The organism is Bordetella sp. BOR01, from assembly GCF_019218885.1.
Taxonomy (GTDB): Bacteria; Pseudomonadota; Gammaproteobacteria; order Burkholderiales; family Burkholderiaceae_B; genus Bordetella_A.
In genome coordinates, this window is record NZ_JAHUWT010000003.1 from 185,949 (window position 1) to 211,943 (window position 25,995).

The 25,995-nt window shown below is 66.9% G+C and carries 22 protein-coding genes; 11 read left to right on the forward strand and 11 right to left on the reverse strand.

Annotated elements, in window-relative coordinates:
- Positions 1–118 precede the first annotated feature (118 nt).
- Positions 119–853, forward strand: a complete 735-nt coding sequence (locus KW845_RS15680) for a copper resistance protein NlpE N-terminal domain-containing protein (protein ID WP_218370223.1) — start codon at positions 119–121, stop codon at positions 851–853.
- Positions 854–1,013: 160 nt separating this feature from the next.
- The gene (locus KW845_RS15685; RefSeq protein ID WP_218370224.1) at positions 1,014–3,068 is read left to right on the forward strand and encodes a PIG-L family deacetylase; all 2,055 of its coding nucleotides are present in this window, start codon (positions 1,014–1,016) and stop codon (positions 3,066–3,068) included.
- 48 nt (positions 3,069–3,116) lie between these two features.
- On the opposite strand, the gene KW845_RS15690 is transcribed toward KW845_RS15685, so the two are convergent.
- The 4 genes from KW845_RS15690 to KW845_RS15705 form a co-directional block, all read right to left on the reverse strand.
- A complete protein-coding gene (locus KW845_RS15690) occupies positions 3,117–3,362 on the reverse strand; it encodes a response regulator transcription factor (protein WP_218370225.1) in 246 nt (81 codons plus the stop codon).
- 115 nt (positions 3,363–3,477) lie between these two features.
- On the reverse strand, positions 3,478–4,320 hold the full coding sequence (panC, locus tag KW845_RS15695; protein WP_218370226.1) for a pantoate--beta-alanine ligase: 843 nt from the start codon (positions 4,318–4,320) through the stop codon (positions 3,478–3,480).
- Between the two features lie 40 nt (positions 4,321–4,360).
- Positions 4,361–5,248: a ScpA family protein gene (locus tag KW845_RS15700; protein WP_218370228.1), complete on the reverse strand. Its 888-nt coding sequence runs from the start codon at positions 5,246–5,248 to the stop codon at positions 4,361–4,363.
- 143 nt (positions 5,249–5,391) lie between these two features.
- Positions 5,392–5,580, reverse strand: coding sequence for a DUF3460 family protein (locus KW845_RS15705; protein WP_218370229.1), 189 nt, complete (start codon positions 5,578–5,580; stop codon positions 5,392–5,394).
- 164 nt (positions 5,581–5,744) lie between these two features.
- On the opposite strand from KW845_RS15705, the gene KW845_RS15710 reads away from it, so the two are divergent.
- The gene (locus KW845_RS15710) at positions 5,745–7,106 is read left to right on the forward strand and encodes a DHA2 family efflux MFS transporter permease subunit (protein ID WP_370628237.1); all 1,362 of its coding nucleotides are present in this window, start codon (positions 5,745–5,747) and stop codon (positions 7,104–7,106) included.
- Between the two features lie 11 nt (positions 7,107–7,117).
- The gene (gene glpK, locus KW845_RS15715; RefSeq protein WP_218370233.1) at positions 7,118–8,641 is read left to right on the forward strand and encodes a glycerol kinase GlpK; all 1,524 of its coding nucleotides are present in this window, start codon (positions 7,118–7,120) and stop codon (positions 8,639–8,641) included.
- 30 nt (positions 8,642–8,671) lie between these two features.
- On the opposite strand, the gene KW845_RS15720 is transcribed toward glpK, so the two are convergent.
- The 7 genes from KW845_RS15720 to KW845_RS15750 form a co-directional block, all read right to left on the reverse strand.
- Positions 8,672–9,274: a suppressor of fused domain protein gene (locus tag KW845_RS15720; RefSeq protein ID WP_218370234.1), complete on the reverse strand. Its 603-nt coding sequence runs from the start codon at positions 9,272–9,274 to the stop codon at positions 8,672–8,674.
- Entirely contained in the window at positions 9,264–10,199 is a 936-nt protein-coding gene (locus KW845_RS29650; RefSeq protein ID WP_370628238.1) for a PAAR-like domain-containing protein, read from the reverse strand. The genes KW845_RS15720 and KW845_RS29650 overlap by 11 nt, the downstream gene beginning before the upstream one ends.
- A gap of 15 nt (positions 10,200–10,214) precedes the next feature.
- A complete protein-coding gene (locus KW845_RS15730) occupies positions 10,215–11,294 on the reverse strand; it encodes a pentapeptide repeat-containing protein (protein WP_218370235.1) in 1,080 nt (359 codons plus the stop codon).
- The gene (locus tag KW845_RS15735) at positions 11,291–13,918 is read right to left on the reverse strand and encodes a DUF2169 domain-containing protein (RefSeq protein WP_218370236.1); all 2,628 of its coding nucleotides are present in this window, start codon (positions 13,916–13,918) and stop codon (positions 11,291–11,293) included. The genes KW845_RS15730 and KW845_RS15735 overlap by 4 nt, the downstream gene beginning before the upstream one ends.
- Before the next feature lie 18 nt (positions 13,919–13,936).
- Entirely contained in the window at positions 13,937–14,344 is a 408-nt protein-coding gene (locus KW845_RS15740; protein WP_218370237.1) for a DUF3592 domain-containing protein, read from the reverse strand.
- Between the two features lie 15 nt (positions 14,345–14,359).
- Entirely contained in the window at positions 14,360–16,729 is a 2,370-nt protein-coding gene (locus KW845_RS15745) for a type VI secretion system Vgr family protein (protein WP_218370238.1), read from the reverse strand.
- 179 nt (positions 16,730–16,908) lie between these two features.
- The gene (locus tag KW845_RS15750; RefSeq protein WP_218370239.1) at positions 16,909–17,844 is read right to left on the reverse strand and encodes a LysR substrate-binding domain-containing protein; all 936 of its coding nucleotides are present in this window, start codon (positions 17,842–17,844) and stop codon (positions 16,909–16,911) included.
- Between the two features lie 133 nt (positions 17,845–17,977).
- On the opposite strand from KW845_RS15750, the gene gtdA reads away from it, so the two are divergent.
- From gtdA to KW845_RS15785, 7 genes are all read left to right on the forward strand, one after another.
- The gene (gtdA, locus tag KW845_RS15755; protein WP_218370240.1) at positions 17,978–19,030 is read left to right on the forward strand and encodes a gentisate 1,2-dioxygenase; all 1,053 of its coding nucleotides are present in this window, start codon (positions 17,978–17,980) and stop codon (positions 19,028–19,030) included.
- A gap of 37 nt (positions 19,031–19,067) precedes the next feature.
- Complete coding sequence (locus tag KW845_RS15760; RefSeq protein ID WP_218370241.1) at positions 19,068–19,766, forward strand: fumarylacetoacetate hydrolase family protein; 699 nt, start codon at positions 19,068–19,070, stop codon at positions 19,764–19,766.
- A 12-nt stretch (positions 19,767–19,778) separates the two neighbouring features.
- Complete coding sequence (locus tag KW845_RS15765) at positions 19,779–21,038, forward strand: flavin-dependent oxidoreductase (RefSeq protein WP_218370243.1); 1,260 nt, start codon at positions 19,779–19,781, stop codon at positions 21,036–21,038.
- A 39-nt stretch (positions 21,039–21,077) separates the two neighbouring features.
- On the forward strand, positions 21,078–22,043 hold the full coding sequence (locus KW845_RS15770) for a tripartite tricarboxylate transporter substrate binding protein (RefSeq protein WP_218370245.1): 966 nt from the start codon (positions 21,078–21,080) through the stop codon (positions 22,041–22,043).
- 37 nt (positions 22,044–22,080) lie between these two features.
- Positions 22,081–22,719: a maleylacetoacetate isomerase gene (gene maiA, locus KW845_RS15775; protein ID WP_218370246.1), complete on the forward strand. Its 639-nt coding sequence runs from the start codon at positions 22,081–22,083 to the stop codon at positions 22,717–22,719.
- A gap of 13 nt (positions 22,720–22,732) precedes the next feature.
- Positions 22,733–24,178, forward strand: a complete 1,446-nt coding sequence (locus KW845_RS15780) for an aldehyde dehydrogenase family protein (RefSeq protein WP_218370249.1) — start codon at positions 22,733–22,735, stop codon at positions 24,176–24,178.
- 71 nt (positions 24,179–24,249) lie between these two features.
- A complete protein-coding gene (locus KW845_RS15785; RefSeq protein ID WP_218370250.1) occupies positions 24,250–25,992 on the forward strand; it encodes a thiamine pyrophosphate-requiring protein in 1,743 nt (580 codons plus the stop codon).
- Positions 25,993–25,995: the final 3 nt, after the last annotated feature.

Below are 25,995 nucleotides of genomic sequence, written 5' to 3' on the forward strand. Positions count from 1 at the left end.
ACGTCGCATTATTCCGGCATGCAGAGAATTGTTCAAACGCGGACGGTGGCGCGAGCGTATCGGATGTTTGCATAAATGCGTAGAATCCGGAACATACTCACTACTGCCCCCAGCCACCATGCCTGAACCCGTGCTCAATCTGGCGTCCCGCCGCAGTTCCCTGACCTTGACCGCGGCTGCGCTGGCAGGCGCGGCGCTGATGGCGGGCTGTGCCCAGCAGCGCACCCAGGGCTACTACAACCCGCCGGCGGCCAGCACGGTCACCGACGCACAATACCAGGGCGAAGGGGCCGGCTATCGGCCTGTGGTGCGCGCGCCATCGCAGTTGCAGATCGAATTGAAGGCGCCGCCCCCGGGCCAGACCCGCGGCAAATCCGATGCATCCAATGCCGCGGCCGCGGAAGCAGCCGAAGCCAATGCCGCCTCGGCTGCCGAAGCCGCCGGCAGCGGCTCGCCCGCCGCCCACGCATTGGTGCCGCAGGCCCAGACCTACATGGGCACCCTGCCCTGCCTGACGCCGTCCGCGCAATGCGCGGCCCAGCGCGTCACGCTGACCCTGGCGCCCAACGGGCGCTGGCGCAGCCGCACCGCATACATGGACAGCACCGGCAACCTGGGCAAGCCCAGCGCCGAACAAGGCTGCTGGGACGCCACTGCCGAACGCCCGCCGCGCGTGCTGCTGGCCGACGCCAACGGCAACCAGCGTGTTGAATTCGTGGTGGCGGCCAACAACGTGCTGCGCGTGAAATCGGTGCTGGGCAAGTCGCCCAACCTGAACTACAGCCTGACGCGCCAGCCCGACCTGGACGCCATCGACGAACTGTCGCAGCAGCCCCCTCCCAAGTGCTCTTGATGGACGCAACCCCGGGCAGGTAGTTCCCAATGGCGATATGGCGGGCAACCCGCTATACTCGCCCGCGCCCCATCAAACAACGTTACGCCATACCAAGATACCCGGGCTGACGCAGCGCATCGCCAGGCTCCGTATCGGGTTGTCGTTCACCTGACGATCCATGCGCCCTACCCTGGCCCGCCGCCTGCGCGCCCTTCGCTTCCTGTTGCCCGGCCTGGCCTGGCTTGCCTGCACGGGCGCCGCCGCGGCCGCCTCCACCGGCCCCCGCCTGGCCGAGTGCCGCGGCATCAAAGACCTGGCCTTCGTCGCCCACCTGGATGACGACCTGCTGTTCATGAATCCCGACATCGCCTCGAACATCGAGGCCGGGGGCTGCGTGCAGGTCGTGTACCTGACGGCCAGCGACGCGGGCGAGGGCGAACGCTATATGCTGGGCCGTGAACGCGGCGTACGCGCCGCCTATGCCTATATGGCCAGGCAGCCCGACCTCTGGAAAGAAGACACCGTATCGGTCGATGCCTACCATGTCGCCCGCTTCACGCTGCAAGGCAATCCGCACGTGCAGTTGTGGCACATGCGCCTGAAAGACCCATGGCTGGGCAAGGGCTGGGGCAGCCTGACGCCGCTGAGCCAGGCCGAATCGGTGCCAGGCATGACCGCCGGCACGCTGGGCCCTTACCATGACGTCTACAGCCGCGCCGACCTGATTCGCACGCTGGCCGCCATGATCAGGGACTACGGCCCCACCACCGTGCGGCACCTGGACGACACCATCAGCGTGCCCTACACCAAGCTGTGCTGGCGCTGCGCCGGCCACGGGCACCCGGATCACATCGCCAGCGCGCGGCTGGTGCGCGAGGCCATCGCGCAAGCGCCGGGCAATTATGCCGAAACCGGTTATATCGACTACCCCAGCCAGGAACGCCAGACCAACCTCACCGACGCCGAGATCGCCAGCAAGTCCGAAATCTTCCGGCAATACGCCTGGAACGACTACCACTACTGCACGGGCCCGACCGGCTGCCAGGAACCGGCCGGCCCGGCCGCGGCCTGGGTGCGCCGTTCGTACTATGTCTCGCGCCACGACGTGGCCCCGGAACTCTTTTCCGACCCGCAAGGCGGCCTGATGGTCTTCGCCGCGGGCGAGTCCAATGATGCGGTCAACATGTGGGACGCCCGCAACCGCCGCTGGAACACCCTGGGCGGCCGTACCGCCGGGCCACTGGTCTCGTTCGCCTATCCGGATTCCTCTGTGGGCATCCTTGCCCGCGATACGCTGGGCGGCCTGTGGATCAACAAGCAGAACCTGGACGGCACCTGGAAAGGCTGGCAGGCCATGGCAGGCGTGCGGGCGGCCCGTGCGCCCGCGGTGGCGCCGCGCGGCGATGCGGCGGTCGTGGCCATGGGCAATGACGGCCTGTACCACTGGACCGCCCTGAAGGGCATCGACAGCAGCTGGACGCCCTGGCAGGCGCTGCCCGCGCTGCCAGAGGCCAGGGGCAATGCGGCCATTGCCAAAGACGCCCACAACCGCTTCTGGGTGTTTGCCATCGACAAGAACGGCCAGTTATTCGCCACGGCGCAGCGCAGCGCGCACGACGATGCCGCCTGGGCCGCCTGGCAGCGCGTGCCGGCCCCCGCCTGCGGCGGCGGCCTGGCGGCCATACGCAATGCACGAGGGCTGATCGAGCTATACCTGCGCGATCTGGCTACCCGGCGCCTGGTGCGCATCGTGCAAGACACCGCCATTGCGCAGATCGATGCCGCCTCGCCCACGCTGCGTTGGGCTTCCGCCACCGACCTGGGCATCGAATACGTCGGCAAGCCCGCCATCGGCGCCGACCAGAATGGCGAAGTCGTCGTGTCGGTGCTGGAACGCACCGGCGGCCCCTTGTGGCTGGTGGAAAACGGCCAGGCCACCAAGCTCGAGGCCCACGCCGCCTCGCTGCCCGCCATGCGTTTCCTGCACGGTACCTTGTATGTCGTGGCTCGCAGCGCCGGCCAGTTGCAAACCTACCAAGTGCTGGCGCGCAACAACGGCATATGGTCCGCGGCGGCGGCGCTGGGCGAATTGCCCCTGGACGGCGGCAGCCCCTTCGGGCTGGCCATCCAGAAGGCCGGCATGCTGGCCGCCACTGCCGCCAAGCCGGCGGCAACGGCCAAACCGGCGGTAACGGCGGCAACGGCAGCGGCAGCAGCAGCGGTGGTGCATTAGCCGGGCGGCCCGTTGGCCGGCCCTGCCCCGCCGCGCATCTGGCACGGGCTAGGATCGGAACAATGGGTGTTCGCCATGCCGGCACAGGCGGCAGGCCAGTTCCAGGGCGTTGCGCACGCCCAGCTTGCGGAAAATACGGGCACGGTGCGCTTCGGCCGTACGCAGTGAAATGCCAAGCTCGATGGCAACCACCTTATTGGGTTTGCCTGCCGCCAGGTAAGACACGATCTGGCGCTCGCGCGGGGTGAGCCGACCAATGGCGGCAGCGCCGGGCGGCGGGGGAACATCCTGCATGAACGGCTCTCTTGCATTGTAGGATTGCAATGCAGTCTGCCAGCGCCGCCCAGCGCCATGAAGCTGTCAGACCTGACAGGATTGTTCCGCGCGGTATCGCCGCGCCTGCCTGCGCCTACAGCTCCAGGTTGTCGATCAGCCGAGTGGCGCCCAGCTTGGCGGCCGCCAGGGCAACCAGGGGCTCGCCGGCGGCAACCTCGGCCGATTGCGCAATCTGCAGGTCGCGCTGGCGGCGCACCGCCAGGTAGTCGACCTGCCAGCCGCGCGCGGCCAGCGCCTGCATGGCATCGCGCTCGACGGAAGGCAAATCGTGGTCGCCGGCCGCCACGCGTTGGCGTATGGATTGCAGCGCCTGGTAAAGCGCCGGAGCTTCGGCCCGTTCGGCCTGCGACAGAAAGCGGTTGCGCGACGACAGGGCCAGCCCGTCTTCGGCACGCACGGTTTCATGCGCGACGATCTCTACCGGAAGCTGGAACTGGCGGCACATATTGCGCACGATCATCAGCTGTTGATAGTCTTTCTTGCCGAACACCGCCACGCGCGGCTGTGCGCACGACAGCAGTTTCAGCACCACCGTGCTGACCCCGCCGAAGAAGCCGGGCCGGAATTCCCCTTCCAGGATATCGCCCAGGTCGTCGGGCGGCTGTACGCGGTAATTCTGCGGTTCGGGATACATTTCACGCTCGTCGGGCGCGAACAGCACATAGACGTCGCGGGCGTTTTCGAGATTCGCGATGTCGTCGCGCAATGTGCGCGGGTAGCGGTCGAAATCTTCGTTGGGCCCGAACTGCAGCCGGTTGACGAAAATGCTGGCCACCACCGGATCGCCATGCTGGCGCGCCAGTTTCATCAGCGCCAGGTGGCCTTCGTGCAGATTGCCCATGGTGGGCACGAACGACGCGCGATTCTGGCCGCGCAGGTGATCGCGCAATTCCTGAATCGTGTGGACGACTTTCAAGGGGGTTCTCCGGAAACGATCGGCGGGGCCGCGGCGCCGCTCAGGCGGCGGCGGCCACGCTGGTGTAGGCCAGGCGCACGTAGATGGGCGCGTAGGGCTCGGCCTGCGTGATATCCAGCAGCGATTCGCGCGCCAATTCCAGCATGGCGATGAAATGCACCACGATCACCGCGACCGGTGCGCCTTCGCGCACGCGCTCCATGAAGAGCTCGCCGAATTCCATGAAGCGCACATCGTTCAGGCGCCGCAGGATGTGCGTCATGTGGTCGCGCACCGACAGTTGCTCGCGCGTGATGTGATGATGCTGGTTCAGTTTGGCGCGCTTGAGGATGTCGGCCCATGCGGCGCTCAGGTCGTCGACGCTGACTTCGGGCAACATGCGCTCGACGCTGAGGTCGGCCACGGCCTGGGCGCTTTTGAAATCGCGCCCCAGTTGCGGGATGGCATCGAGCTTCTGCGCCGCCAGTTTCATCTGCTCGTACTCGAGCAGTCGGCGCACCAGTTCGGCGCGCGGGTCTTCGGCTTCTTCGCCGGTATCGGTTTTTTTCACCGGCAGCAGCATGCGCGACTTGATCTCGATCAGCATGGCCGCCATCAGCAGGTATTCGGCCGCCAGCTCGAGGTTGTGCAAGCGGATCTGCTCGACATACGACAGGTACTGCCGCGTGACGTCCGCCATGGGGATGTCGAGCACATTGAAGTTCTGCTTGCGGATCAGGTAGAGCAGCAGGTCGAGCGGGCCTTCGAAGGTCTCCAGGAAGACTTCCAGCGCATCGGGCGGGATGTACAGGTCGGTGGGAAGCTGGAACAGGGGTTCGCCGTACAGGCGGGCGAACGCCACGCTGTCGACGACGTCGGGGGTGCTGTCGACCGGGGGTTCCGCCAGTGCCGCCAGGGCTTCGCCGGAAACAGGAGAGTTCGAGGTCATGGGCACCGTTTCTGCGTATCAGTTTCCATTGCGCTACGCGCCACCCGCGTCGCATAAAGCAGATATGGCTCGATCGGGGACGCCGCGGAGCCGGCTTTGCCCCCTTGAGGGGGAAGCGCGCGGCGCTTCGGGGGTGGGTTCACCTAGTCGGCCTGATAGACGTAGGGCCTTTGCGCCACGCGGGCCGCGCGGAAGCCTTCGAGCTGCTCGGTGTTCTGCGGTTTGTCCCAGAGGCGGGCACGGCCTTCACGCTGGCGTTGTTCGACATCGGGGTGCGACGTCTTGTACGCCTTCAGGAAGCGGGTGATTTCAGATTCGTAGTTGCTGGCCATGGCACCGGATTCGGCAGGTTGCGATCAGCCAAGTTTACTTCAGCCCGGCCAGCCGTCGGCGTTACAATCGACCCGACCCCAAGTCCCCTTCCGACATGTCCGCCGAATCCGCCAGTTCCGCCTCACCTACGCCCCCCTCCCAGGATACCGCCCGCGCGGCCCGGATGATTCCTTTCATCGTCGGGTGTGCGCTGTTCATGCAAATGCTCGACTCCACCGTGGTGGCCACGGCGCTGCCCGTGATGGCCCAGGCGCTGGACTCGACCCCGGTACGGCTGAACGTGGCCATTACCTCGTACCTGCTGGCGGTGGCGGTGTTCGTGCCGGTCAGCGGCTGGGCGGCCGACCGCTACGGCGCGCGGCGGGTCTTCATGGCGGCCATCGCCCTGTTCACGCTCAGTTCGGTGGCCTGCGCGCTGTCCCAGAACCTGACCCAACTGGTCGTGGCCCGCGTGGCGCAAGGCATGGCCGGCGCCATGATGGTGCCGGTGGGGCGCATCATCCTGCTGCGCGTGGTGCCCAAGCAAGACCTGCTGAAGGCCATGTCGTTCCTGTCCATCCCGGCCCTGCTGGGGCCCGTGATCGGCCCGCCGCTGGGGGGCTTCATGGTCACGTACATGTCGTGGCACTGGATTTTCCTGATCAATATCCCTATCGGAATCATGGGTATCGCCCTGGTTCGCCACTACGTGCCCGAGATCCGCGAGGCCTCTACCCCACGGCTGGACTGGCTGGGCTTTCTGCTCAGCGCCGTCTGCCTGGCCACGCTGGTCAGCGCCTTCGAGGCCCTGGGGCACAGCCTGATCCCGCCGCTTGCCGTGGCCGGGCTGGCCGCGGTGGGCCTGCTGTGCGGCGTGCTGTACGTGCAGCATGCCAAGCGGGCCGAACACCCCATCCTGGACCTGACCCTGCTGCGCGAACCCACTTTCGCCATCTCGGTACTGGGCGGCAACCTGTGCCGCTTCGCAGTGGGCGCCATGCCGTTCCTGCTGGCCGTGCAGCTGCAGGTGGGCTTCGGCTTATCGCCCTTCTCGGCCGGCATGATCACCTTTGCCAGCGCCGCAGGCGCACTGCTGATGAAGTTCGTGGCCACGCCCATCGTGATGCGCTTCGGTTTCCGGCGCGTGCTCACCGTCAACGCCATTCTTACCGGCCTGTTCATCGTGGCCTGCGCCGCCTTCACGCCGGCCACCCCGGTGTGGCTGCTGATCGCCATCCTGCTGGCTGGCGGCTTCTTCCGTTCGCTGCAATTCACCGGCCTGAATGCGCTAACCTATGCCGATATCCCGCCCGAGCGCATGAGCCGCGCCAGCAGCTTCGCTGCCATGGCCCAGCAACTGGGCATCAGCCTGGGCGTGGGGGTGGCCGCGGTCACGCTCAATATCAGCATGGCCGTGCGTGGCGCACAGCATGTCGTCATCGGCGACGTGATGGTCGCTTTCCTGGTCATCGGCGCTTTGTGCGCGGCCGCGACGCTGTCGTTCCGGCGGCTGGCGCCAACCGCCGGGGCCCAACTGCAAGGGTAGGCAGGCATACCGTGACGAAATCGTTCATCCTGGCGCTCGACCAGGGCACCACCAGTTCGCGCGCCATCGTGTTCGACCGCCAAGGCCATGCGCGCGGGGTGGGCCAGCGCGAATTCCGCCAATACTATCCGCAGCCGGGCTGGGTCGAGCACGATGCCAACGAGATCTGGCAAAGCCAGCTCAGCGTGGCGCGCGAAGCACTGCGCAATGCCGGCGCCAGCGCGGCCGACGTGGCCGCCATCGGCATCACCAACCAGCGCGAAACCACCCTGATCTGGGACCGCGCCAGCGGGCGCCCGCTGGCCCATGCCCTGGTCTGGCAAGACCGCCGTACCGCGCCGCTGTGCGACAAGCTGCGCGAACAGGGCCACGACCGCCTGCTGCAAGCCCGTACCGGGCTGGTGCTGGACGCTTATTTCTCGGGCACCAAGCTGGCCTGGCTGCTGGATAATGTGCCGGGCGCGCGCCAGGCCGCGCAACGCGGCGAAGTGGCCTTCGGCACGGTCGATACCTGGCTGGTCTGGCAACTGACCGGCGGCCAGGTGCACAGCACCGATCCCAGCAATGCCTCGCGTACGCTGCTCTACGACATTCATGCGCACGACTGGAACGACGAGATCCTGGCGCTGCTGGACATCCCGCGCAGCGTGCTGCCGTCGGTGGCACCCAGCAGCGCCGAGATCGGCCACGCCCTGCCCGAATGGTTCGGCGGCCCGATTCCCATTGCCGGTATCGCGGGCGACCAGCAGGCCGCCACCTTTGGCCAGGCCTGCTTCAAGCCCGGCATGGCCAAGAACACCTATGGCACGGGCTGCTTCATGCTGATGAACGTGGGCGACGCGCCGGTGCAATCGCGCAACAACCTGCTGTCCACCATAGGCTGGGGCCTGCCCGCGCCGGGTGCCGGCCCGGCCGGCCACACCACCTACATGCTGGAAGGCGGCGTATTCATGGCCGGCGCCGCGGTGCAATGGCTGCGCGACGGGCTGGGCATCATCCAGCGTTCCGACCAGGTCGAGGCGCTGGCCGCCAGCGTGCCGGACACCGACGACGTCTTCCTGGTGCCGGCCTTCGCCGGCCTGGGCGCCCCCGACTGGGATCCCTACGCGCGTGGCACCCTGGTGGGGTTGACGCGAGGCACCACCCGCGCGCACGTGGCGCGGGCCACGCTGGAAGCCATTGCGCTGCAAAGCGCCGAATTGCTGACCTGCATGAACGCAGACAGCAGCATCGACCTATCGGAACTGCGCGTGGACGGTGGCGCCGCCCGCAACGACCTGCTGATGCAGATGCAGGCCGACCTGCTGGGCGTACCCGTGGTGCGTCCGCGCATTTCCGAATCTACCGCGCGCGGCGCGGCGGGGCTGGCAGGGCTGGCCGTGGGGTTCTGGTCGGGGCTGGACGAATTCGCCGGCCAATGGGAAGCCGAGCGGCGTTTCGAGCCCGGCTGGAACGCCGAGCGGCGCACCACCCGGCTGGCCCGCTGGCGGCAAGCGGTCGAACATGCCAAGGGGTGGGCGCGCGCCACTACCTGACGCCGCGCCCGGGCCAGGGGCCGCGCGGCCTCAGGCCACGGAATCGCGGTCCAGGTCGTACAGGTCGGGATCGCGCTCGAGCAGCATGTCCTCGAATGCATCGGGGCCGTGCTCTTCCAGATAGGCCCGCTCGGCGTCGCTGATGGGAAACCCCTGCAGCCAATTGACGATCTGGCCGTCGAGCTCCAGCCGGTGGAACTCGCCGTCCTGCCACGAAAACGGCACCGACAGATAAAGGTGCGGCACCTGGGTCTCGGGGTAGTACTCGCCCACGCAGCCGGGCAGCACGCTGCCCGGCATGACCGCATGGCCGCCGCGCATCAAGCCGAATGCGGCCGTGCTCAGGATGTTGCCCCACAAGTCCTGCTCTTGCGGCGCCTCGGCGCACAGTTCGACACGGGTGGCCAGGGGTTCGCCATCATCATGATGCAGCTCGGTCTCGAACAAACCCACGGTGGAATACGAAATCAGCCCGTCATCGGGGCTGTCGTCCACTTCGAGAATGTCGATGGACAGATCGATCTCGTCGTGTTCATAGGCATGCACGACCGGCGTGCCGTCAAAGACGGCCAGGGCGTGGCGCGCGACGGCCTTGCGCTGCGGCGAGACGGAAGAAGAAGAATCAGAAGCCAAAATAGTCGTCCGTTTTCAGTTCGCCCTGGTGGCTGCGGTTGGATCTGGGCAGTTCAGGCCGGTAGTGTGAAGGCTCATTGTATTCATCAAGGAACTGCTTGCGGTCGATATTTCGCTCCGTGGCGCTCTTGACGTGTTTGCGGTGCTCGTACCCGGGCTTGTGCCCCATGTCCCAGGGATCGTCTTTCTTCATCACCTTCTTGGACACGGGGTCGCGCACCTTGCCGTCCTTGCCGCGGGCGGCATCCCAGGCCTTGTCGCGCACCCCTTTGCGGAATTTGCCGCGCTTATAGCGCGGATCGGGCTTGCGCGACGAACCACCTTTGCCGGGCTTGGCCGGCCGCGACGGCGTAGCGGAACGGCCCGTGGTAGGGCGGGTCTTCGCCCCGGAACGGCCCGCGCCGCCGGAGCCACCGCCGCCACCACCGCCCCTGCCTCCCGAGCCGCCGCCAGAACCGCCACCACCTCGTCCACCGCCTCCGCCACGGCCGGCCTTGGCACCTTTGGCGCCGCGCGCCGCGCGGCCGGCTCCGCCGCCCCCACCCATCAACACCACGCGCAACTGGCCGGGCAGCACGCGTGCGCCCAGGCTGTTGAAGGTATTCTGCACCGTCAGGCAAGTCAGGCGCGTGGCGGGAATGCAGCCGAACAGCACGTTGACCACGCAGGTAATGCGGCGCGCCTGCGACATCACCGTCTGCGAGAGCAGGCCCATGCCCAGGCCCGGGTTGTCGCCATTGCTCAGCGGAATGGTGGTCAGCAGGTTGTGCGCCGGCATCATCATCAACAGCGTGTTCCACACATTGGGAATCGCCATCAGCCCCAGCGCGAAATTGGGATAGCAGATCGGCACCATCACGGGCGGCGTCTTGCAAAAGTCGGGAAAGGCAAGATCCATGCCCATCAATTGGCTATCGGCGAACACGCGGTTTCCTCTTTGCTAGCGCCCTGGGACATCGACAGGAGTGGGACGGCGCCGCGCCGACCACAATTCGGCTTCATACAGGGCGGGGTCGTTCGGCAGGATGCCTTCGTGCGTGCTCCAGCGCGCGCCGTCGAGCAAGGCGCGATGCATCTGCGTGCGCTGGAAATGCGCTTGCCGCAGATCGGCATCGCGCAGGTCGGCATAAGAAAAATCGGCGTAGACCAGCCGCGCGGCATTCAGGCGCACGCCCGCGCAGCGGGCGCGATGCAGCACCGACTGGGTCAGGTCCGCGCCGCTGAACACCGCGCCATCCAGGCAGGCATCGGGCCACATGCTTTGCGGCATCTGGGCGCCGGTAGCGTCGGCCCCGGTCAGGTCGGCCTGCACGAACAGCGCGCGCGGCGCCTGCGCGCCGGCCAATCGCGCGCCGCGCAACGAGGCGCCTTTGAAATTGGCCTGTGTCAGCCGGGCATCGCGCAGGTCGCAATCGTCCATGCGCGCGTCGATGAACTGGCAGCCCGCCAGCACCTGCCCCGCCAGCGACTGGCCGGTCAGGTCCGCTTCGACGAATACCGCTTGCTCCAGTTCAGCCCCTTTCAAACTGGCGCTGCGCAGATCGGCGCGGAAGAACAGGGTTTTGTTGAATCGCGCTCCGGCGAAGCTGGCCTGGTCCAATACGCATTCCGACAGGGAACCCTGCTCGAACACTGCGCCATCGAATCTGGCATGCCCCAGCGCGGTCTGGACGAAATTGCAGGCGGGCAACGACGTGTCGCGAAAGTCTGCCTGGCGTGCCTGGCATTCCACGAACGAGGTATCGCCGCACACGGCTTGCTGCATACGCACCTGTTCCAGTTCGCAGCGAAAAAATGCGCAGCGCGTGATATCGGCGCCGCGCCAGTCGCTGCCATTGAGACGGCACTCGCTGATCCGGCTGTCGTTCAGATTGGCCTTGACCAGCGACGCCCCGCTGAGGTCGCATTTGTGGATCAGGGCACCGGCCAGGTCCAGGCCGTCGAGCACGACGCCCCGCAGGTCCAGGCCCGACAGCGGTTCGCCACCCTTGATACGCTCGCGCAAGCTGGCTGCGTTCATGATGTGGCCAGCACTGCGCGCGTATTGGCCAGGTGCACATACGCGCCGCGCGTGTCGGTCGTGTCGTCCAGCCGCGCCTGGGCCAGGTCGGCGCGAAACAGGTTGGCGCCGCGCAAGTCTGCCGGGGCCAGGTCGGCCTTGTGCAGCAACGCCCCCTTGAGGTCGGCGTCGATCAAGGTGGCGCCGGCGAAACTGGTGCGGATGAAAAGCGACTCGTCGGCGCGCGCGCCCGCCAGGTTGGCCTCACCCAGGTCGGCCTGGGAAAAGTCGCAACGCTGCAGCGTGGCTGCCGCGAAATCCGCACCGGCCAAGACTGTGTCACGCAGGTTGCATTCGCGCAAGACGGCCGCGGTGAACACGGCGCCGTCCAGGTCGGTTTCCACTGCGCAGCACATGGTCAGCTCGGCGCGGGCCCAGCCCACCGGGCGTTCGCATTGCGACTGCACCCACGCGCATCGGGTCAGATGCGCCCGCTCGTACGCCACCGCATCCAGCACGCAATCCAGCCAGACCACGCGCGCCAGTTGCGCACCGGTGAATGTCGTACCGGCCAGGCGGGTCTGCTGCAAGAACGTGACGGTGTCCAACTGCGCCGCATCGAAACGGCAGTCTTGCAGCATGGCATCGGTCAGATTGCAGTCCGACACCTTGGCTTCTGAAAAATTGCAGCGCTCCAGCTCGATGCCGTCCAACTGGGTATTGGATAGCCGAGCACCAGACAGGTCGATATCGATCAGCTGTGCATGCCCCAGGTTGGCGCCCGCCAGCTCAACTGCGCGCCAACTGCCGCCATCCGCCCGCACCCGCGTCAGCACTGCGCGGCTCAGGTCGGCCTGATCCAGGCGCGTGCCCGAAAGGTCCGCGCATTCGAACCATGTACCGACACAGCGCGCGCCGCGCAGGTCCAGGTCCGACAGATCGGCGCCCGTAAGGTCCAGGCCGGACAGATCGCGGCTGCCGGTCATCAGCGCTTGCACACGGCGCCGCATGCGGGCGGCGCGCGCGGGCCGGGCCACTTCGGCGGGGGGCTGCAGGTGCGCGCCATGCAAGTACATGCCGCGCAGCCGCGCGTCGGATTCTTTCATCATGGCGGGCAACGAATCGGCGTCCAGCGCTTCCTCGCCTTCGCCCACGGGCCGCGTACGAGCCAGGTCCTGCAGCATGTCCATGCCGGGCTGGCCATGCAGCGTGGGCGGGCCGCCGCCCACGCCGGCATCGGCATCGGCACTCTCGAACAGCGATTCAGGTGTCATGCCGGGCGGCATGTTGCCAGCCTCTTTGCGCATGTCTTCGGCCATTTTCCGCTTGGCGTGCAGCATGTCGATGCGCGCTTCCTGTGCGGCCTGCCGCGCGTGGCGCATCACGTCAGGCAGATCGTCCAGCGTGGGCTGCCGCGGCAGCGGCGACTCGGGAACCTCGAACGGCGTCGGGTCCAGCCCGGCGACCCGCAGCTCTTCACGCATGCGGGCACGCGCGGCCTCGCCCCGCGCGCGCTGATTCACTGCGAAGGGACGCTGCATCGACCCCTGGGTATCCAGGGCATGCCATGGCCCCAGCGCGGCCTGGGGCAGCAGATCCTTGTCCTGCAACGCATACAGGGGGCCTTCATCGGGATCCTGCCGGCGCGCCAGCACGGTTTCGTAATAGGCTTGCGGACGCCGCTGGCCATCGGTCTCCAGCGCCGGCATCGCCAGCACCAGGTCGGCGCCGTCGTCTTCGACCACGTCCGTGGCGCCGTGATACATCAGCAGCACCTGCTCGCGATCCGGGAAGAACCAGGCCGTGGTAAGGCTCATGGGCACTTCTTCCAGCGCATCGTCTCCTTCGCGCTGTACGAAGCAACGCGCGCGCCAGTCCGGCAGCGTGCCTTCCAGGCACGCCCGGTCCGGATGCATGTGCCAGATTTCATAATCGGTGCCGGGCGCCAGTTCGGCGCGCGCAGGCCACCATTGGTCAGGCGGCGCGGCGTTGAAGAAATGCGGATCCAGGCTATCGGGCAGGCCCCGGGAGCCGTCCTCCAGCCAATCGGGGCTGTATTCGCCCGCCCGCCGGAAGCGGCGCGGCCACATCGGCGAAACGGGCCCGAAGCCGGCCGGCTCGGGCTGCTGCCCCGGACGCGCCATGCGATCCTGCATGGGCTCGATGTTGGGCAGGCGGCGGGTACGCACCCCATTGAGCACTTCCTCGTCGGCGCCGCGCCCATGGGGGTTGTCGGCACAGGAAGGGCCGCCATAGGCATGTGCCCAGTCCAGCGGCATGATCTCGTAGGGCTGCGGTTCAGTGGCGCGGCCGTCCAGCCAATAGCGATCGCCGAACACCATCAGGCTTTTGCGCAGGTCGCCCACCCGTACCTGCACGGCGCAGGTGCCGGGCCGTTGCGAGGACGCGGGGTAGGCGCTGCCGCTGACCAGGAACTCGGCGCAGGGCTTGAGTATGCCCAGGTCCAGTATCCCGTCGTCGTCCAGCACCTGACCCACCAATTGCCACATATCGGCCTCGGGCTGCAGGATAGGCTGCGGGTCCAGGCTGGCCAGGGCAAAAACCCCCAGGCCCAGGCGCTGGCGGCGGTGCAGTCGGTAAGGGCGGCTCATCAGGCTCAGGCGCAGGGGCTTGACGATTTTCATGGTTGCAATCGGGTGCTGCTACTTGTTGCGCCAGGTGGCGGGAATTTCAGTGGGACTCAGTTGCCGGTCCACCGCCAACCGCGAGGGATGATTCGCGTCGTAGCGCACGTGAATCGTCTTGCCCGGCATGAACGCCGCCAATAGCTCGCGATCGATGTACACCCGCAGGTCGGCGCGCTGCTCGCGCCCGTTCGCGTCGGCGTAACGCACGCCCAGTTTCATGGGGGCGGCGTACGGCTTGCCGCCGGGCTGGCGGTCCAGGGCCAGCACTTCGGCCAGGACCGGCTGCCCGGTGTGCGCCAGGCGCGCCGCCAGAGACCGTTCGTCTTCATACGGGCGCGCGGTTTCGCGCACGACCATGGCGACGAAGGCCACGAATGCCACTGTGGCCACCGTGCCTATCACCCACCACACCGCATTTCCCATGCTGTCGTGCCGCCCTCAGGTAAAAAGATTGACGATGCGCGAGATCACCGCCGCGCCACCGGTCTTGATCTGCACGCCGATGCCCTTGATCTGCGTACCCGATCCGCCGAGTTCAAAGCCGTTGTCGCCGTTCTTGAACACCGCCAGGTCCAGCTTCACCGCGGAAAACTGCGAGTTGATGCCGTACACCTGCTGGCGCGCGCCCCAGACGTCCAGCGAGGCGCCCACCACCATCAGGCGAGCGGGCGTGCCGCGCATGAAATTGCTCGTCCAGAACGCCTGCTTGGCGCCGCTGACCGTCCAACTGGGCGTGTTGACCGTCATGCTGGTGTCTGCATTGACCGTGATCGGATCGGTGACGGTCTCGGTGAACGTCCCTTCCACGCGGTGCGTGACGGTGCCCTTGATGGTGGAATTCTGATCGCCCGTCAGCGAGTGCTCGTGCGTGGCCGTGATGGTCTGCTGGTACAGCCCGCCGCCGGTGATGGTCTGCTTGACGTCGCCCTCCACCGTCTCGTCCTGGATGGTCTTGATCAGCCGCTTCTCTCCGTCGTTCAGGGTCTCGTCGAACAGGCCCGTCACGTTGCGGACCTCTCCGGACGCCAGGATGGTGGTCTGCAGGCCGCTGTCGAAGTCTTCCTTCATCAAGCCGTTGACCACGTGCACCGTGCGCGCGCCGTCGACGGTGTACGTTTCGGCGGCCTTAAGGTCCACGGTGCGGTCGCACTGGACCCACAGGTGGTCCGTGCCATGCACGTGGATGTCGCGTGCCCCCTTGATGATGGTCGTGTCGTCCTTGCCGATGATCGTGGTACGAAAGCCGTCGGTGGTGTGCAGTTCGTCGTTCTCGATCTCGGAACACATATCCCGTTCGGCGTGCAGCCAGACGCGCTCGTCGCCGGGTTTGTCTTCGAACATGAAGGCGTTGGCGGTGCCGGGCGTACCGTCTTTGCTGCGGCTCAGGAAGCCGCTCTGGGTGGCGTTGCCGGGCAGATCCCAGGGCGGCATGTTGCTGGCGTTGTACACGCGCCCGATCACGATGGGGCGGTCGGGATGCCCGCCGATGAAGTCGATGATGACCTCGTCGCCGACGCGCGGCAGCTGGATGCCGCCGAACCCGCCGCCGGCCCAGGGGCTGGATACCCGCACCCAGCACGAGCTGTTCTCGTTTTTCTGGCCGTAGCGGTCCCAGTGGAACTGCACCTTGATGCGGCCGAAGCTGTCGGTCCAGATCTGCTCGCCCTGCTTGCCCACCACGCGCGCCGTCTGCGGACCGTGCGTATGCGGCACCGGCGTCACGCGCGGCGCGCGAAACGGCGTGCTGGAGGGCAGCACGGTGAACCCCACGTCGAACACCGCCTCGTCCAGGCCGCTGGCCTCGCCGGCTTCCTGGATGCGGTAGTAGGCCGACACGATCAGGTATTCGCGGTTCTCGGCCTGGCGCGGGTGATTGCGCAGCGTGTACAGGTACCCGGGGGCCATGCCGCGCACATTGCAGTTGCCGTTGACCTGTTCCTGCCGGCATTGCAGTTCTTCCAGCCGTATGCGCGTATAGCGCTCGGCATCGGCGGGGTTGGTATAGCCGCCCTGCCATTCGTACATTTCCAGGTCGCCGTGGTCGTAGCCGCCCGGATTGTTGCGGCGCGCCTGCAGGTCGGCCCCCGGCGTCTTGAAATGATAGTCGGACGTGGCGAAGGCGCCCGGGGTGATCTGTTCGGCGATCTCCCAGCTTGCTATGTATTCCTGCTGCGGCACCGATACGCGGTCGGGTCCATAGTAGGGAATGGTGGCGTAGCCCGGGCAGGTCTCGTGCTGCGTCACGTCGTCGCACAGCACCAGGGTGTGCCGGTCGGCTTCGTGGCGAAACCAGTAGTAGATGCCTTCGTGCTCCATCAGGCGGCTGATGAAGGCGAAGTCGGTCTCCTGGTACTGCACGCAGTATTCCCAACTGCGGTAGCTGTCGGTCAGCTTGAATTCCACCGGGTAGGGATATTCGGCCAGCACCTCGCGGATCACGTCCGGCACGCTCTTGTTCTGGAAGATCTTGCTGTCCGAGGTTTGTGTCAGGTACCACAGCCAGGGCCGCACCGTGACGCGGTACCGGTACAGGCGCGAGGTCGGCCCTTCGCGTCCGGCCAGCTTGCAGCGGGTGATGTGGCCGTTCAGGTAGCGCGTGCCGGCCGCCGCCTCGATATCCAGCGTCAGCGGCTTGCCCAGCAACTGCTTCATGTCCAGCGAGTACGACGGCGACACCAGGTCGACGTCCAGCTCGAATAGCTGCGACAGCGCCTCGTGGCCGACCACGCTGCGAAACGCCAGCACCTCGGCGGGTAGCGGCGTGCGGGCAATGACGGTGCGAGGCTGTAGCGAAATGACGTTGTCCATGTCTGCGGTCCGTGGTCCGTTGCGGGAAACCGCAAGCGGCCCCCGCGACGATGCTAGGCAGGCCGGATGACGCCAATACTTCAGTTCATGAGAAACGTAACAGCGCTACAGGGCGATGGCGTTACAGAACTTGCGAACGCATACAACTGGGGCCGCAGATCGGGGCGCGGCCAGGCGCCTCAGCGCCCCGTCCCCGCCGGCGCGTGATCGGCTACCGCCTGGCGCAGGCATGCCATCGCCGCTTCGACCGCGGCGGGCAAGAAGGTCTCGCGGCGCCAATACATGGCCACCGATCCGAAACCCGACAGGCGCACCGGCACGATGCGCATGGCGTTCATGTGCGAAAAACGCAAGGCGGCGCGGTGCGACGCCACGCCGATCAGGTCGCTGTTGTTGATCAGCGTAAGGTTGATCGTGACCGAATTCGATTCCACCGCATCGGCCGGCGCCGACAGCCCCACCGCTTCCAGCGCGGTGTCCAGGGCATTGCGTATGGGCGTGCCCTTGGGCCACAGGATCCAGCGGTACGCCTGCACGTCGGCCCACTGCACCGAGGCCTGGGCGAACACGGGGTGGCGCGGGCGCGCCACCAGGTGAATGGGTTCCAGGTACAGGGCTTCGGACTGCACGGCCGGGTCGTGGTGCTCGGGCGCGTAGCGGCCCACCACGATATCCAGGTCGCCTTGCGCCAGTTGCGCCAGCAGGCGGTCGGTGGTGCCTTCCACCAGTTTCACGCGCGCCTGCGGCATGCGGTCCAGCAGGCGGATGACCGCCAGCGGCACGGTGTCGGAAGCCGATGCGCCGGAAGCGCCGATCACCACGCGCCCGCCACCGCCGGCCCGCAACGCCGCCATGTCGCCGCTGGCGCGGTCGAGCTGGGCATCGATGCGCTGGGCGTGGGCGATCAGGGCCTCGCCGTACGGCGTGGGCCGCAGCCCGCGCGCGTGGCGCTCGAACAGCGGCAGGCCGATGTCTTCTTCCAGGTCTTTCAGCCACTTCGACAGGCCGGGCTGAGTGGTGTTCAGCATGCCGGCCGAATGGCTGATGTTGCGGGTCTGCGCCAGGCTGAGCAGCATTTTCAGGTTGCGCAGGCGCAGCCGGTGGGTCCAGTCCATGAGTCTCCCGCCATATTGTTTTATGTATGAATAATAAGATTATTTCATTTTTTTGTGCATGTCTGCGGATCCATAATGGTCAAAACAACATCGATACCGGCCGGCCGCCTGGCCTGCCGAACCGGAGACCATCATGCCCGACGGCCCTATTTCCGCCGACGCGCGCGCCGCTTACTACGCCCGCATCGCCAAGAAGCACCTGGCCCCCCTGTGGGAATCGCTGCACAACCTGGTGCCTCGCCAGCCCGCGCCGCGCTGCGTGCCCGCTCTCTGGAAATACGACGACGTACGCACCGACGTACTGGAATCCGGCTCGCTGATCAGCGCCGAAGAAGCCGTGCGCCGTGTGCTGATCCTGGAAAATCCCGGCCTGCCGGGCCAGGCCAGCATTACCCAGACCCTGTACGCCGGGCTGCAACTGATCCTGCCGGGCGAAATCGCGCCCAGCCATCGCCATAGCCAGTCGGCGCTGCGCTTCATCGTCGAGGGCCGGGGCGCCTATACCGCGGTCAACGGCGAACGCACCACCATGTGCCCAGGCGACTTCATCATCACCCCGTCCTGGACCTGGCACGACCATGGCAACCTGGAAGCAGCCGACGGCGGCGAACCCGTAATCTGGCTGGACGGCCTGGACATCCCGCTGCTGCGCTTCCTGGACGCGGGCTTTGCCGAGAACTATCCGGCCGCCACGCAGCCGGTCAGCCGCCCCGAAGGCGACAGCACCGCGCGCTTCGGCCACAACATGGTGCCGGTACGCTACCAGCCGGCCAGCGGCTCGTCGCCGATCTTCAACTACCCGTATGAACGCAGCCGCGAAGCGCTGGACCAGTTGTACCGCCATGGCGAACTGGACGCCTGGGACGGCGTGAAACTGCGCTATGTGAACCCGGCCACCGGCGGCTACCCCATGCCCACCATGGCCACATTCATGCAGTTCCTGCCCGCGGGCTTTCACGGCAAGACCTACCGCAGCACCGATTCCACCGTGTACAGCGTGGTCGAGGGCCGTGGCACGGCGCGCATCGGCGACCAGCAATTCGATTTCGGCCCGCGCGATGTCTTCGTGGCGCCGTCGTGGCAGCCCGTGCAGCTGGGCGCGCTGGAAGACGCCACCCTGTTCAGTTATTCCGACCGGCCGGTACAGGCCGCCCTGGGCCTGCTGCGCGAATCGCGCGAAGGCTGAACCGTACGTTCATCCGTCATACACGAAGGTTCCATTCATGTCTTATGTCTTTTCCCTCGCCGCGCCGGCCGGCATTCCCGTCGTAGGCAGCGCGGACCGCTACCCCGTGCGCCGCGTCTACTGCGTGGGCCGCAACTATGCCGCACACGCCCGCGAAATGGGCTTCGACCCCGACCGCGAACCGCCCTTCTTCTTCTGCAAGCCGGCCGACGCGGTCGTGCCGGCCGAGGCCGGCGCCACGCTGGAAATTCCCTATCCGCCCGAAACCGCCAACTATCACTACGAGATCGAATTGGTGGCGGCCATCGGCAAGGGCGGCGCCAATATCGCCGTCGAGCAGGCGCTGGACCATGTGTGGGGCTATGCCGTGGGCCTGGACATGACCCGCCGCGACCTGCAGATGAAAATGCGCGAAGCCGGCCGGCCCTGGGAACTGGGCAAGGCCTTCGACCACAGCGCGCCCATCGCGCCGCTACATCGCGCGGCTGAGGCGGGCGACCTGTCGCGCGCCGGCATCTGGCTGCAGGTCAACGGCCAGGACCGCCAGCGCAGCGACACGTCGAAACTGATCTGGTCGGTGGCCGAGACCATTGCTTATCTGTCCAAGTACTTCCGCCTGGAACCGGGCGACCTGATCTACACCGGCACGCCCGAAGGCGTGGGGCCGGTCAAGACAGGCGACCTGATGGAAGGCGGCGTCGAAGGATTGGAGCCCTTGCGCGTGCGCGTGGTGTAAGGGCCTGCCGATATGAAACCCGATACCGAAGTCATCATCATCGGAGCCGGCGTAGGCGGCCTGGTATTGGCCCTGAGCCTGCACCAGGCCGGCATAGGCTGCCGCGTCTATGAAGCCGTGACCGAGATCCGGCCGCTGGGCGTGGGCATCAACCTGCTGCCGCACGCCGCACGCGAACTGGACGAACTGGGGCTGCTGCCGGCACTGGACACCCTGGGCGTGCACACCCGCGAATCGATCTTCTTCACCCGCCATGGCCAGTTCATCTACAGCGAACCGGCCGGCAAGGCGGCCGGCTACGACTGGCCGCAATATTCGATTCATCGCGGCGACTTGCAGATGGCCTTGCTGGCCGCCGTGCGCGAGCGCCTGGGCGCCGACAGCGTGGTCACCGACCGGCGCTGCGTGCGCGTGGACCAGGATGCCGACCATGTCACGGTGCACCTGGCCAACGCCGCCGGCGAGACGCTGGCACCGGTACGCGGCGCCATCGCGGTCGGCTGCGACGGCATCCACTCGGCCCTGCGCAAGCAGTTCTATCCCGACGAAGGCGCGCCGCGCTATTCGGGCGTGAACATGTGGCGCGGCGTCACCCGCCACAAGCCCTTCCTCAGCGGCGCCAGCATGGTGCGCGCGGGTTGGCTGGCCAGCGGCAAGATGGTCATCTACCCCATCCGCGACACCATCGACGCGGACGGCAACCAACTGGTCAACTGGGTGGCCGAGATTGAATCGCCGGTGCCTGCCCAGCGCGACTGGACGCGCGCCGGCCGGCTGGAAGACTTTTATCCGGCCTTCGCCGACTGGCAGTTCGACTGGCTGGACGTGGCGGCACTGATCCGCAACGCCGAGTCGATACTGGAATATCCCATGGTGGACCAGGACCCGCTGCCCACCTGGACGCGCGGGCGCGTGACGCTGCTGGGCGATGCCGCCCACCCCATGGTGCCGCGCGGCTCGAACGGCGCCGGCCAGGCGGTGATCGACGCGCGCTTCCTGGCGGGGCAGCTCAAGCAACGGGGGCTGGGCAACGCGGCCCTGCAGGAATACGACCGCGTGCGGGTCGAGGCCACCACGCGCGTGGTGCTGACCAACCGCAGCAATCCGCCCGATGCCATCTTGCGCGAAGTGTACGAACGCTCGGGCGACCGTCCGTACGAGCGTATCGAAAACGTCATCAGCCGCGAAGAGCTGGAAGGCATCTCGAACCGCTACAAGCAGATCGCCGGATTCGACCCGGCCGGCCTCAAAGCACGGCCGTCGTTTCTGTAGCAGGCGCCCGCCCCATAAATACAAAAAGGAGAGACAAGCATGAAGACCCTGATCCGCGCCGCGGCCGCGCTGGCCCTGTCATTGGCCGCGGCGGCCAGCCACGCCGCCTGGCCCGAACGCCCCATCACCCTGGTGGTGCCTTTCACGCCCGGCACCGGCATCGACCTGATCGCGCGCCAACTGGCCGCGCACCTGCCGCAGGCACTGGGCCAGCCGGTGGTGGTAGAGAACCTGGCCGGCGCCAGCGGCAACATCGGCACCGAAAAAGCCGCGCGCGCCGAGCCCGACGGCTATACCTTCCTGGTAACCGTGAACACGCTGGTCATGAACAGCAGCCTGTACAAGGGCAAGCTGCATTTCGACCCGTTGAAAGACCTGGCGCCCATCGGCCAGACCTCGTGGGGTTCGCTGCTGCTGGTCACCCACCCGTCGAATCCCGCCAACACCGTGGCCGACGTGACCAAGGCCGCCCAGGCCGCGCCCGGCAAGCTGACTTACGGCACGCCCGGCGTGGGCACGCCGCACCACCTGTCTATGGCGCTGTTCCTGGACCGTACCCAGGCCCGCATGCTGCACGTGCCCTACAAGGGCACTGCGGGCGCCGTGACCGACATGCTGGGCGGGCGCCTGGACTATATGTTCCTGCCCGTGCACGTGGCGCTGCCCCAGGTGCGGGCGGGCAAGCTGAAAGTCATCGCCACCGGCAGCCCCAAGCGGCTGCCGCAATTGCCCGATGTGCCCACGCTGACCGAAGCCGGCCTGCAAGGCGCCGACGTGGACATGTGGTACGGCGTATTCGCCCCCACCGGCACCCCGGAGGCGATCGTGCAACGCATGAACCAGGCCATCAACGTCATCCTGCAAGACCCGGCCACCGCCCGCGCCTTCGACGCCCAGGGCATGGTGCCGGCCACGTCCACCCCCGCCGAGTTCGGCGCGCTGGTCGCCAAAGACGCCAAACGCTGGGACGACATCATCACGCGCACCGGCATCAGCGCCGACTGAACGCCCCGATTCCATCCGCCACCGCCAGTAGACATTCATGCAACTGCACAGCTTCTTCAATAGCTCGACCTCGTACCGCGTGCGCATCGCGCTGGGGCTCAAGGGCCTGCCGTACGACTACGTGCCGGTCAATATCCGGAAACTGGAACACCGCGCCGCGGACTACGTGGCGCGCAACCCGTCGGCCAATGTGCCGCTGCTGGACGACGGCCGGATCGCGCTGGGGCAGTCGCTGGCCATCATCGATTACCTGGATGCCATGCACCCCGAGCCGCGCCTGATTCCCGCCGATACGGTGGCGCGCGCACGCGTGCTGGAACTGTCGTACGCGATCGCCTGCGACATGCATCCGGTGAACAACCTGCGCATCCTGCGCTACCTGCAGGACGTGCTGGGCGCATCGGACGAGCAGAAGAACACCTGGTACCGCCATTGGATCAACGAAGGCATGGCCACGGTCGAGGCCTTGCTGGCGCGCCATGGCACGGGCCCGTACTGCTTCGGCGCGGCTCCCACACTGGCCGACTGCTGCCTGGCGCCGCAGATCGCCAACGCACAACGCATGGGCTGCGACCTGGCGGCCTATCCGCTGGCCTTGCGTGTGTATGCGCATTGTGCCGAACAGCCGGCTTTCCGGCAGGCGGCCCCGGGCGCCCAACCCGACAGCAACCCCTAGGAAAAACCGCATCATGCGCACAGCTCAACATTACATAGACGGCCATTGGGTGGACCTGGGCGCGGGCGCCGCGCACGGCGAATCGATCAACCCCGCCACCGGCGAACCTGCCGCCAGATTCGCGGCAGGCAGCCCCGCCGACGCCGATGCCGCCATTGCCGCGGCCCGCCGCGCCTTCGACCAGACCGACTGGCGACGCTCGCCGCGGTTGCGATCCGACGTGCTGCTGCGGTTTGCCGACCAGTTGGCCGCCCATACCGACGAAATTGCCGACTGGCTGGTCATCCTGAATGGCAAGCTGCGCCGCGAAGCCTTGGGCGAGATCGCGGCAGGCGTGTCGGAACTGCGCTACTACGCCGGGCTGGCGCGCAACCTGGCCGGACGCGTCCTGGAGGTAGAACCGGGCTGCTATGCCTCGCTGGAACGCGAAGCGGCCGGCGTCGCTGTCATCATCCTGCCCTGGAACGCCCCGATCACGCTATTGGTCCGGTCGCTCGCGCCGGCCCTGGCCGCCGGCTGCACGGCGGTCATCAAGCCCGCCTTCCAGACCGCGCTGGCCCACAATCTGGCACTGCAATGCCTGACGACCGACGAGCGCGTGCCGGCGGGCGCCGTCAATTCGGTGATCGAGGCCGGTTCGGCGGTCTCGCAGCAATTGTGTGCGTCTCCCGACGTCGATGTGATCAGCTTCACCGGCTCGACCGCGGTGGGCAAGCGCATTGCGGCAACGGCGGCCGGGACGTTGAAGCGGCTGTCGCTCGAACTCGGCGGCAAGGCGCCAGCCCTGGTATTCGATGACATCGACCTGGACCGCGCGGTAGCCGGTATTGTTTCGGGCAGCCTGATCCTGGCCGGCCAGCAATGCACGGCCATCAGCCGCGTGTTGGTGCAAGGCAGCATCTACGATGCGTTCGCCGATCGGCTGGCCGCGGCTTACCGCGCCGTGCGGGTAGGCCGCGGGGATGATCCGCAGGCGCAGATGGGCAGCCTGATCGATGTCGCGAATCGCGATCGCATCGCCGGCCTGATGGAACAAGCCGGGTCAATCGGCCGGGTGCTGGTGCAGGGACGCATCCCGGGCGGCGACCTGGCCCGCGGCGCGTTCCTCTCGCCCAGCCTGGTCGCTATCGAAGACCTGCAGTCTGACTATATACAACGCGAGCTGTTTGGTCCGCTGCTGGTGATGGAGCGCTTCGACACCGAAGAGCAGGCCCTGCACCGGGCCAACGCCACGCGCTACAGCCTGGCCTCCAGTGTGTGGTCTGGCGACGCCCTGCGCATCCGCCGCGTGGCCGCCCGCATGCGCTTCGGCACGGTCTGGGCCAATACGCACAACAAGCTGTTCGCCGAAGCCGAAACAGGCGGCCATGCCGACAGCGGCTATGGGCGGCTGCATGGCCAGGAAGGCCTGAATGATTTCCTGGAAACCAAACACTTCTACTGGGAAACGCGAGCCTGAAGGCCGCCCCGTTCACCTGCGGGCCTGTGCCAGCCTCACGGCGCGGGGCCGCACGCGACTCTGGAGACAACATGAACAAGCAGGATCCCGCCACTGCGGCACACAGCACCGCGCACTATTTCCTGGAAGGGCTGAACGACATCGAAGTCGACTACATTTTTTCCAACTTGGGTACCGACCATGTATCCCTGATCGAGGAAATGGCGCGCTGGAAGCAGGAAGGCCGCGCCACTGCGCAGGTCGTGCTGTGCCCGCACGAGAATGTGGCCATCCACATGGCGGCGGGATATGCCGCCATGACCGGCCAGGGCCAGGCGGTGATGGTGCACGTGGACGCGGGCACGGCCAATGCCGCCATGGGCCTGCACAATATGTTCCGCAGCCGGCTGCCCGTCATGCTGATGGCCGGCAAGGCACCCTACACACTGCGTGGCGAACTGCCGGGGTCGCGCGACAACTATGTCCATTTCGTACAGGATCCGTTCGATATCGGCAGCCTGGTGCGGCCCTATGTGAAATGGGAATATTCGCTGCCATCGGGTGTCGTGGCCAAAGAGGCCCTGCGCCGCGCCCACACCGTCATGCAAAGCGATCCGCCCGGCCCCGTGTACATGACGCTGCCGCGCGAAACCCTGGCCGAGACCTGGCCGGCCGCACAGATCCAGGAGTTCCCGCAAGCCAGCTACGGCTCGGTTGCCCTGGGTGGCATCGACCCGCAGGCCGCCGAATCCATCGCCCGCCAGTTGATTGCCGCGCGCCAGCCCGTAGTCGTCACGGCCTATCTGGGGCGCAAGGCCAAGGCGGTGGCTGCGCTCGAGGCGCTGGCTCGACGCTGCGGCATCCGGGTGTACGAATTCATGCCCACGCACATGAATATCTCGCGCGAGTCGCCCTGCTTCGGCGGCTTCGATCCCAAACCCGGGCTGGCCGACGCCGATGTGGGCCTGCTGCTCGATGTCGATGTGCCATGGCTGCCGCAGTTCACGCAGGCACACCCCGGCACGCGCTGGACGCACATCGACGTAGATCCCCTCAAGCGTGATTTCCCCATGTGGGGATTCGCCACCCACACGCGCCTGCAGGCCGATTGCGGCCGGGCGCTGGAACAAATATTGGAAGCGGTCGAACGCCTGGCCACGCCGGATTTCGATCAAGGCGCGGCCGCACGGGTCGCTGGCTGGGAACCCGCCAATGCCGAGCGGCGGGCGCGCCTGGCCCGCGCGGCGCAAGAGCGCGGCGCGCCCGGCGGCATCTCGCCCCAGTACGTCTGCGCGGCAGTGGGGGCTGCCATCGCCCCGCATGACATCGTGATCAACGAGGCAATCCGCAATTCGCCGGCCGTGCTGGGCCAGATTCCACGTACACAGCCTCTGACATTGCTTGGCTGCTCGGGCGGCGGGCTGGGCTACAGCGGCGGAATCGCGCTGGGCGTGAAACTGGCGCGCCCCGATGTGCGCGTCGTGCAATTCGTCGGCGACGGGGGTTTTCATTTCTCTACGCCTGCCTCGGTCTATGCCGTTGCACAGAACTACCGGCTGCCCATCCTGACTGTGGTGCTCGACAACGGCGGGTGGCAAGCGGTGAAAGAAGCCGTGCTGCGCGTCTATCCGGATGGCGATGCTGCCGCCGCCAACGAATTCCAGGCCCGCCTGGCGGGCGAAAAGCGCGGATTCGAACAGATTGCGCAAGCATTCGGCGGCCATGGCGAATATGTGCAAGACCCCGACGAACTGCCTGCCGCCATCGCGCGCTGCCTGCAAGCGCTCGATGCGGGCCGTGCCGCCGTGCTCAATGTCAAAGTCAGCCAGCTCTGAGGG

Excerpts from the sequence above, each read along its gene's own strand:
- KW845_RS15700 (WP_218370228.1), bottom strand. The coding sequence starts at position 5,248 with ATGACCTCGAACTCTCCTGTTTCCGGCGAAGCCCTGGCGGCACTGGCG.
- KW845_RS15705 (WP_218370229.1), bottom strand. The coding sequence starts at position 5,580 with ATGGCCAGCAACTACGAATCTGAAATCACCCGCTTCCTGAAGGCGTAC.
- KW845_RS15785 (WP_218370250.1), top strand. The coding sequence starts at position 24,250 with ATGAACAAGCAGGATCCCGCCACTGCGGCACACAGCACCGCGCACTAT.
- KW845_RS15740 (WP_218370237.1), bottom strand. The coding sequence starts at position 14,344 with ATGGGAAATGCGGTGTGGTGGGTGATAGGCACGGTGGCCACAGTGGCA.
- KW845_RS15760 (WP_218370241.1), top strand. The coding sequence starts at position 19,068 with ATGTCTTATGTCTTTTCCCTCGCCGCGCCGGCCGGCATTCCCGTCGTA.
- KW845_RS15780 (WP_218370249.1), top strand. The coding sequence starts at position 22,733 with ATGCGCACAGCTCAACATTACATAGACGGCCATTGGGTGGACCTGGGC.
- gtdA (WP_218370240.1), top strand. The coding sequence starts at position 17,978 with ATGCCCGACGGCCCTATTTCCGCCGACGCGCGCGCCGCTTACTACGCC.
- KW845_RS15735 (WP_218370236.1), bottom strand. The coding sequence starts at position 13,918 with ATGAAAATCGTCAAGCCCCTGCGCCTGAGCCTGATGAGCCGCCCTTAC.
- maiA (WP_218370246.1), top strand. The coding sequence starts at position 22,081 with ATGCAACTGCACAGCTTCTTCAATAGCTCGACCTCGTACCGCGTGCGC.
- KW845_RS15770 (WP_218370245.1), top strand. The coding sequence starts at position 21,078 with ATGAAGACCCTGATCCGCGCCGCGGCCGCGCTGGCCCTGTCATTGGCC.
- KW845_RS15765 (WP_218370243.1), top strand. The coding sequence starts at position 19,779 with ATGAAACCCGATACCGAAGTCATCATCATCGGAGCCGGCGTAGGCGGC.
- KW845_RS15710 (WP_370628237.1), top strand. The coding sequence starts at position 5,745 with ATGATTCCTTTCATCGTCGGGTGTGCGCTGTTCATGCAAATGCTCGAC.
- KW845_RS15745 (WP_218370238.1), bottom strand. The coding sequence starts at position 16,729 with ATGGACAACGTCATTTCGCTACAGCCTCGCACCGTCATTGCCCGCACG.
- KW845_RS15730 (WP_218370235.1), bottom strand. The coding sequence starts at position 11,294 with ATGAACGCAGCCAGCTTGCGCGAGCGTATCAAGGGTGGCGAACCGCTG.
- KW845_RS15685 (WP_218370224.1), top strand. The coding sequence starts at position 1,014 with ATGCGCCCTACCCTGGCCCGCCGCCTGCGCGCCCTTCGCTTCCTGTTG.
- KW845_RS15680 (WP_218370223.1), top strand. The coding sequence starts at position 119 with ATGCCTGAACCCGTGCTCAATCTGGCGTCCCGCCGCAGTTCCCTGACC.
- KW845_RS15690 (WP_218370225.1), bottom strand. The coding sequence starts at position 3,362 with ATGCAGGATGTTCCCCCGCCGCCCGGCGCTGCCGCCATTGGTCGGCTC.
- KW845_RS15750 (WP_218370239.1), bottom strand. The coding sequence starts at position 17,844 with ATGGACTGGACCCACCGGCTGCGCCTGCGCAACCTGAAAATGCTGCTC.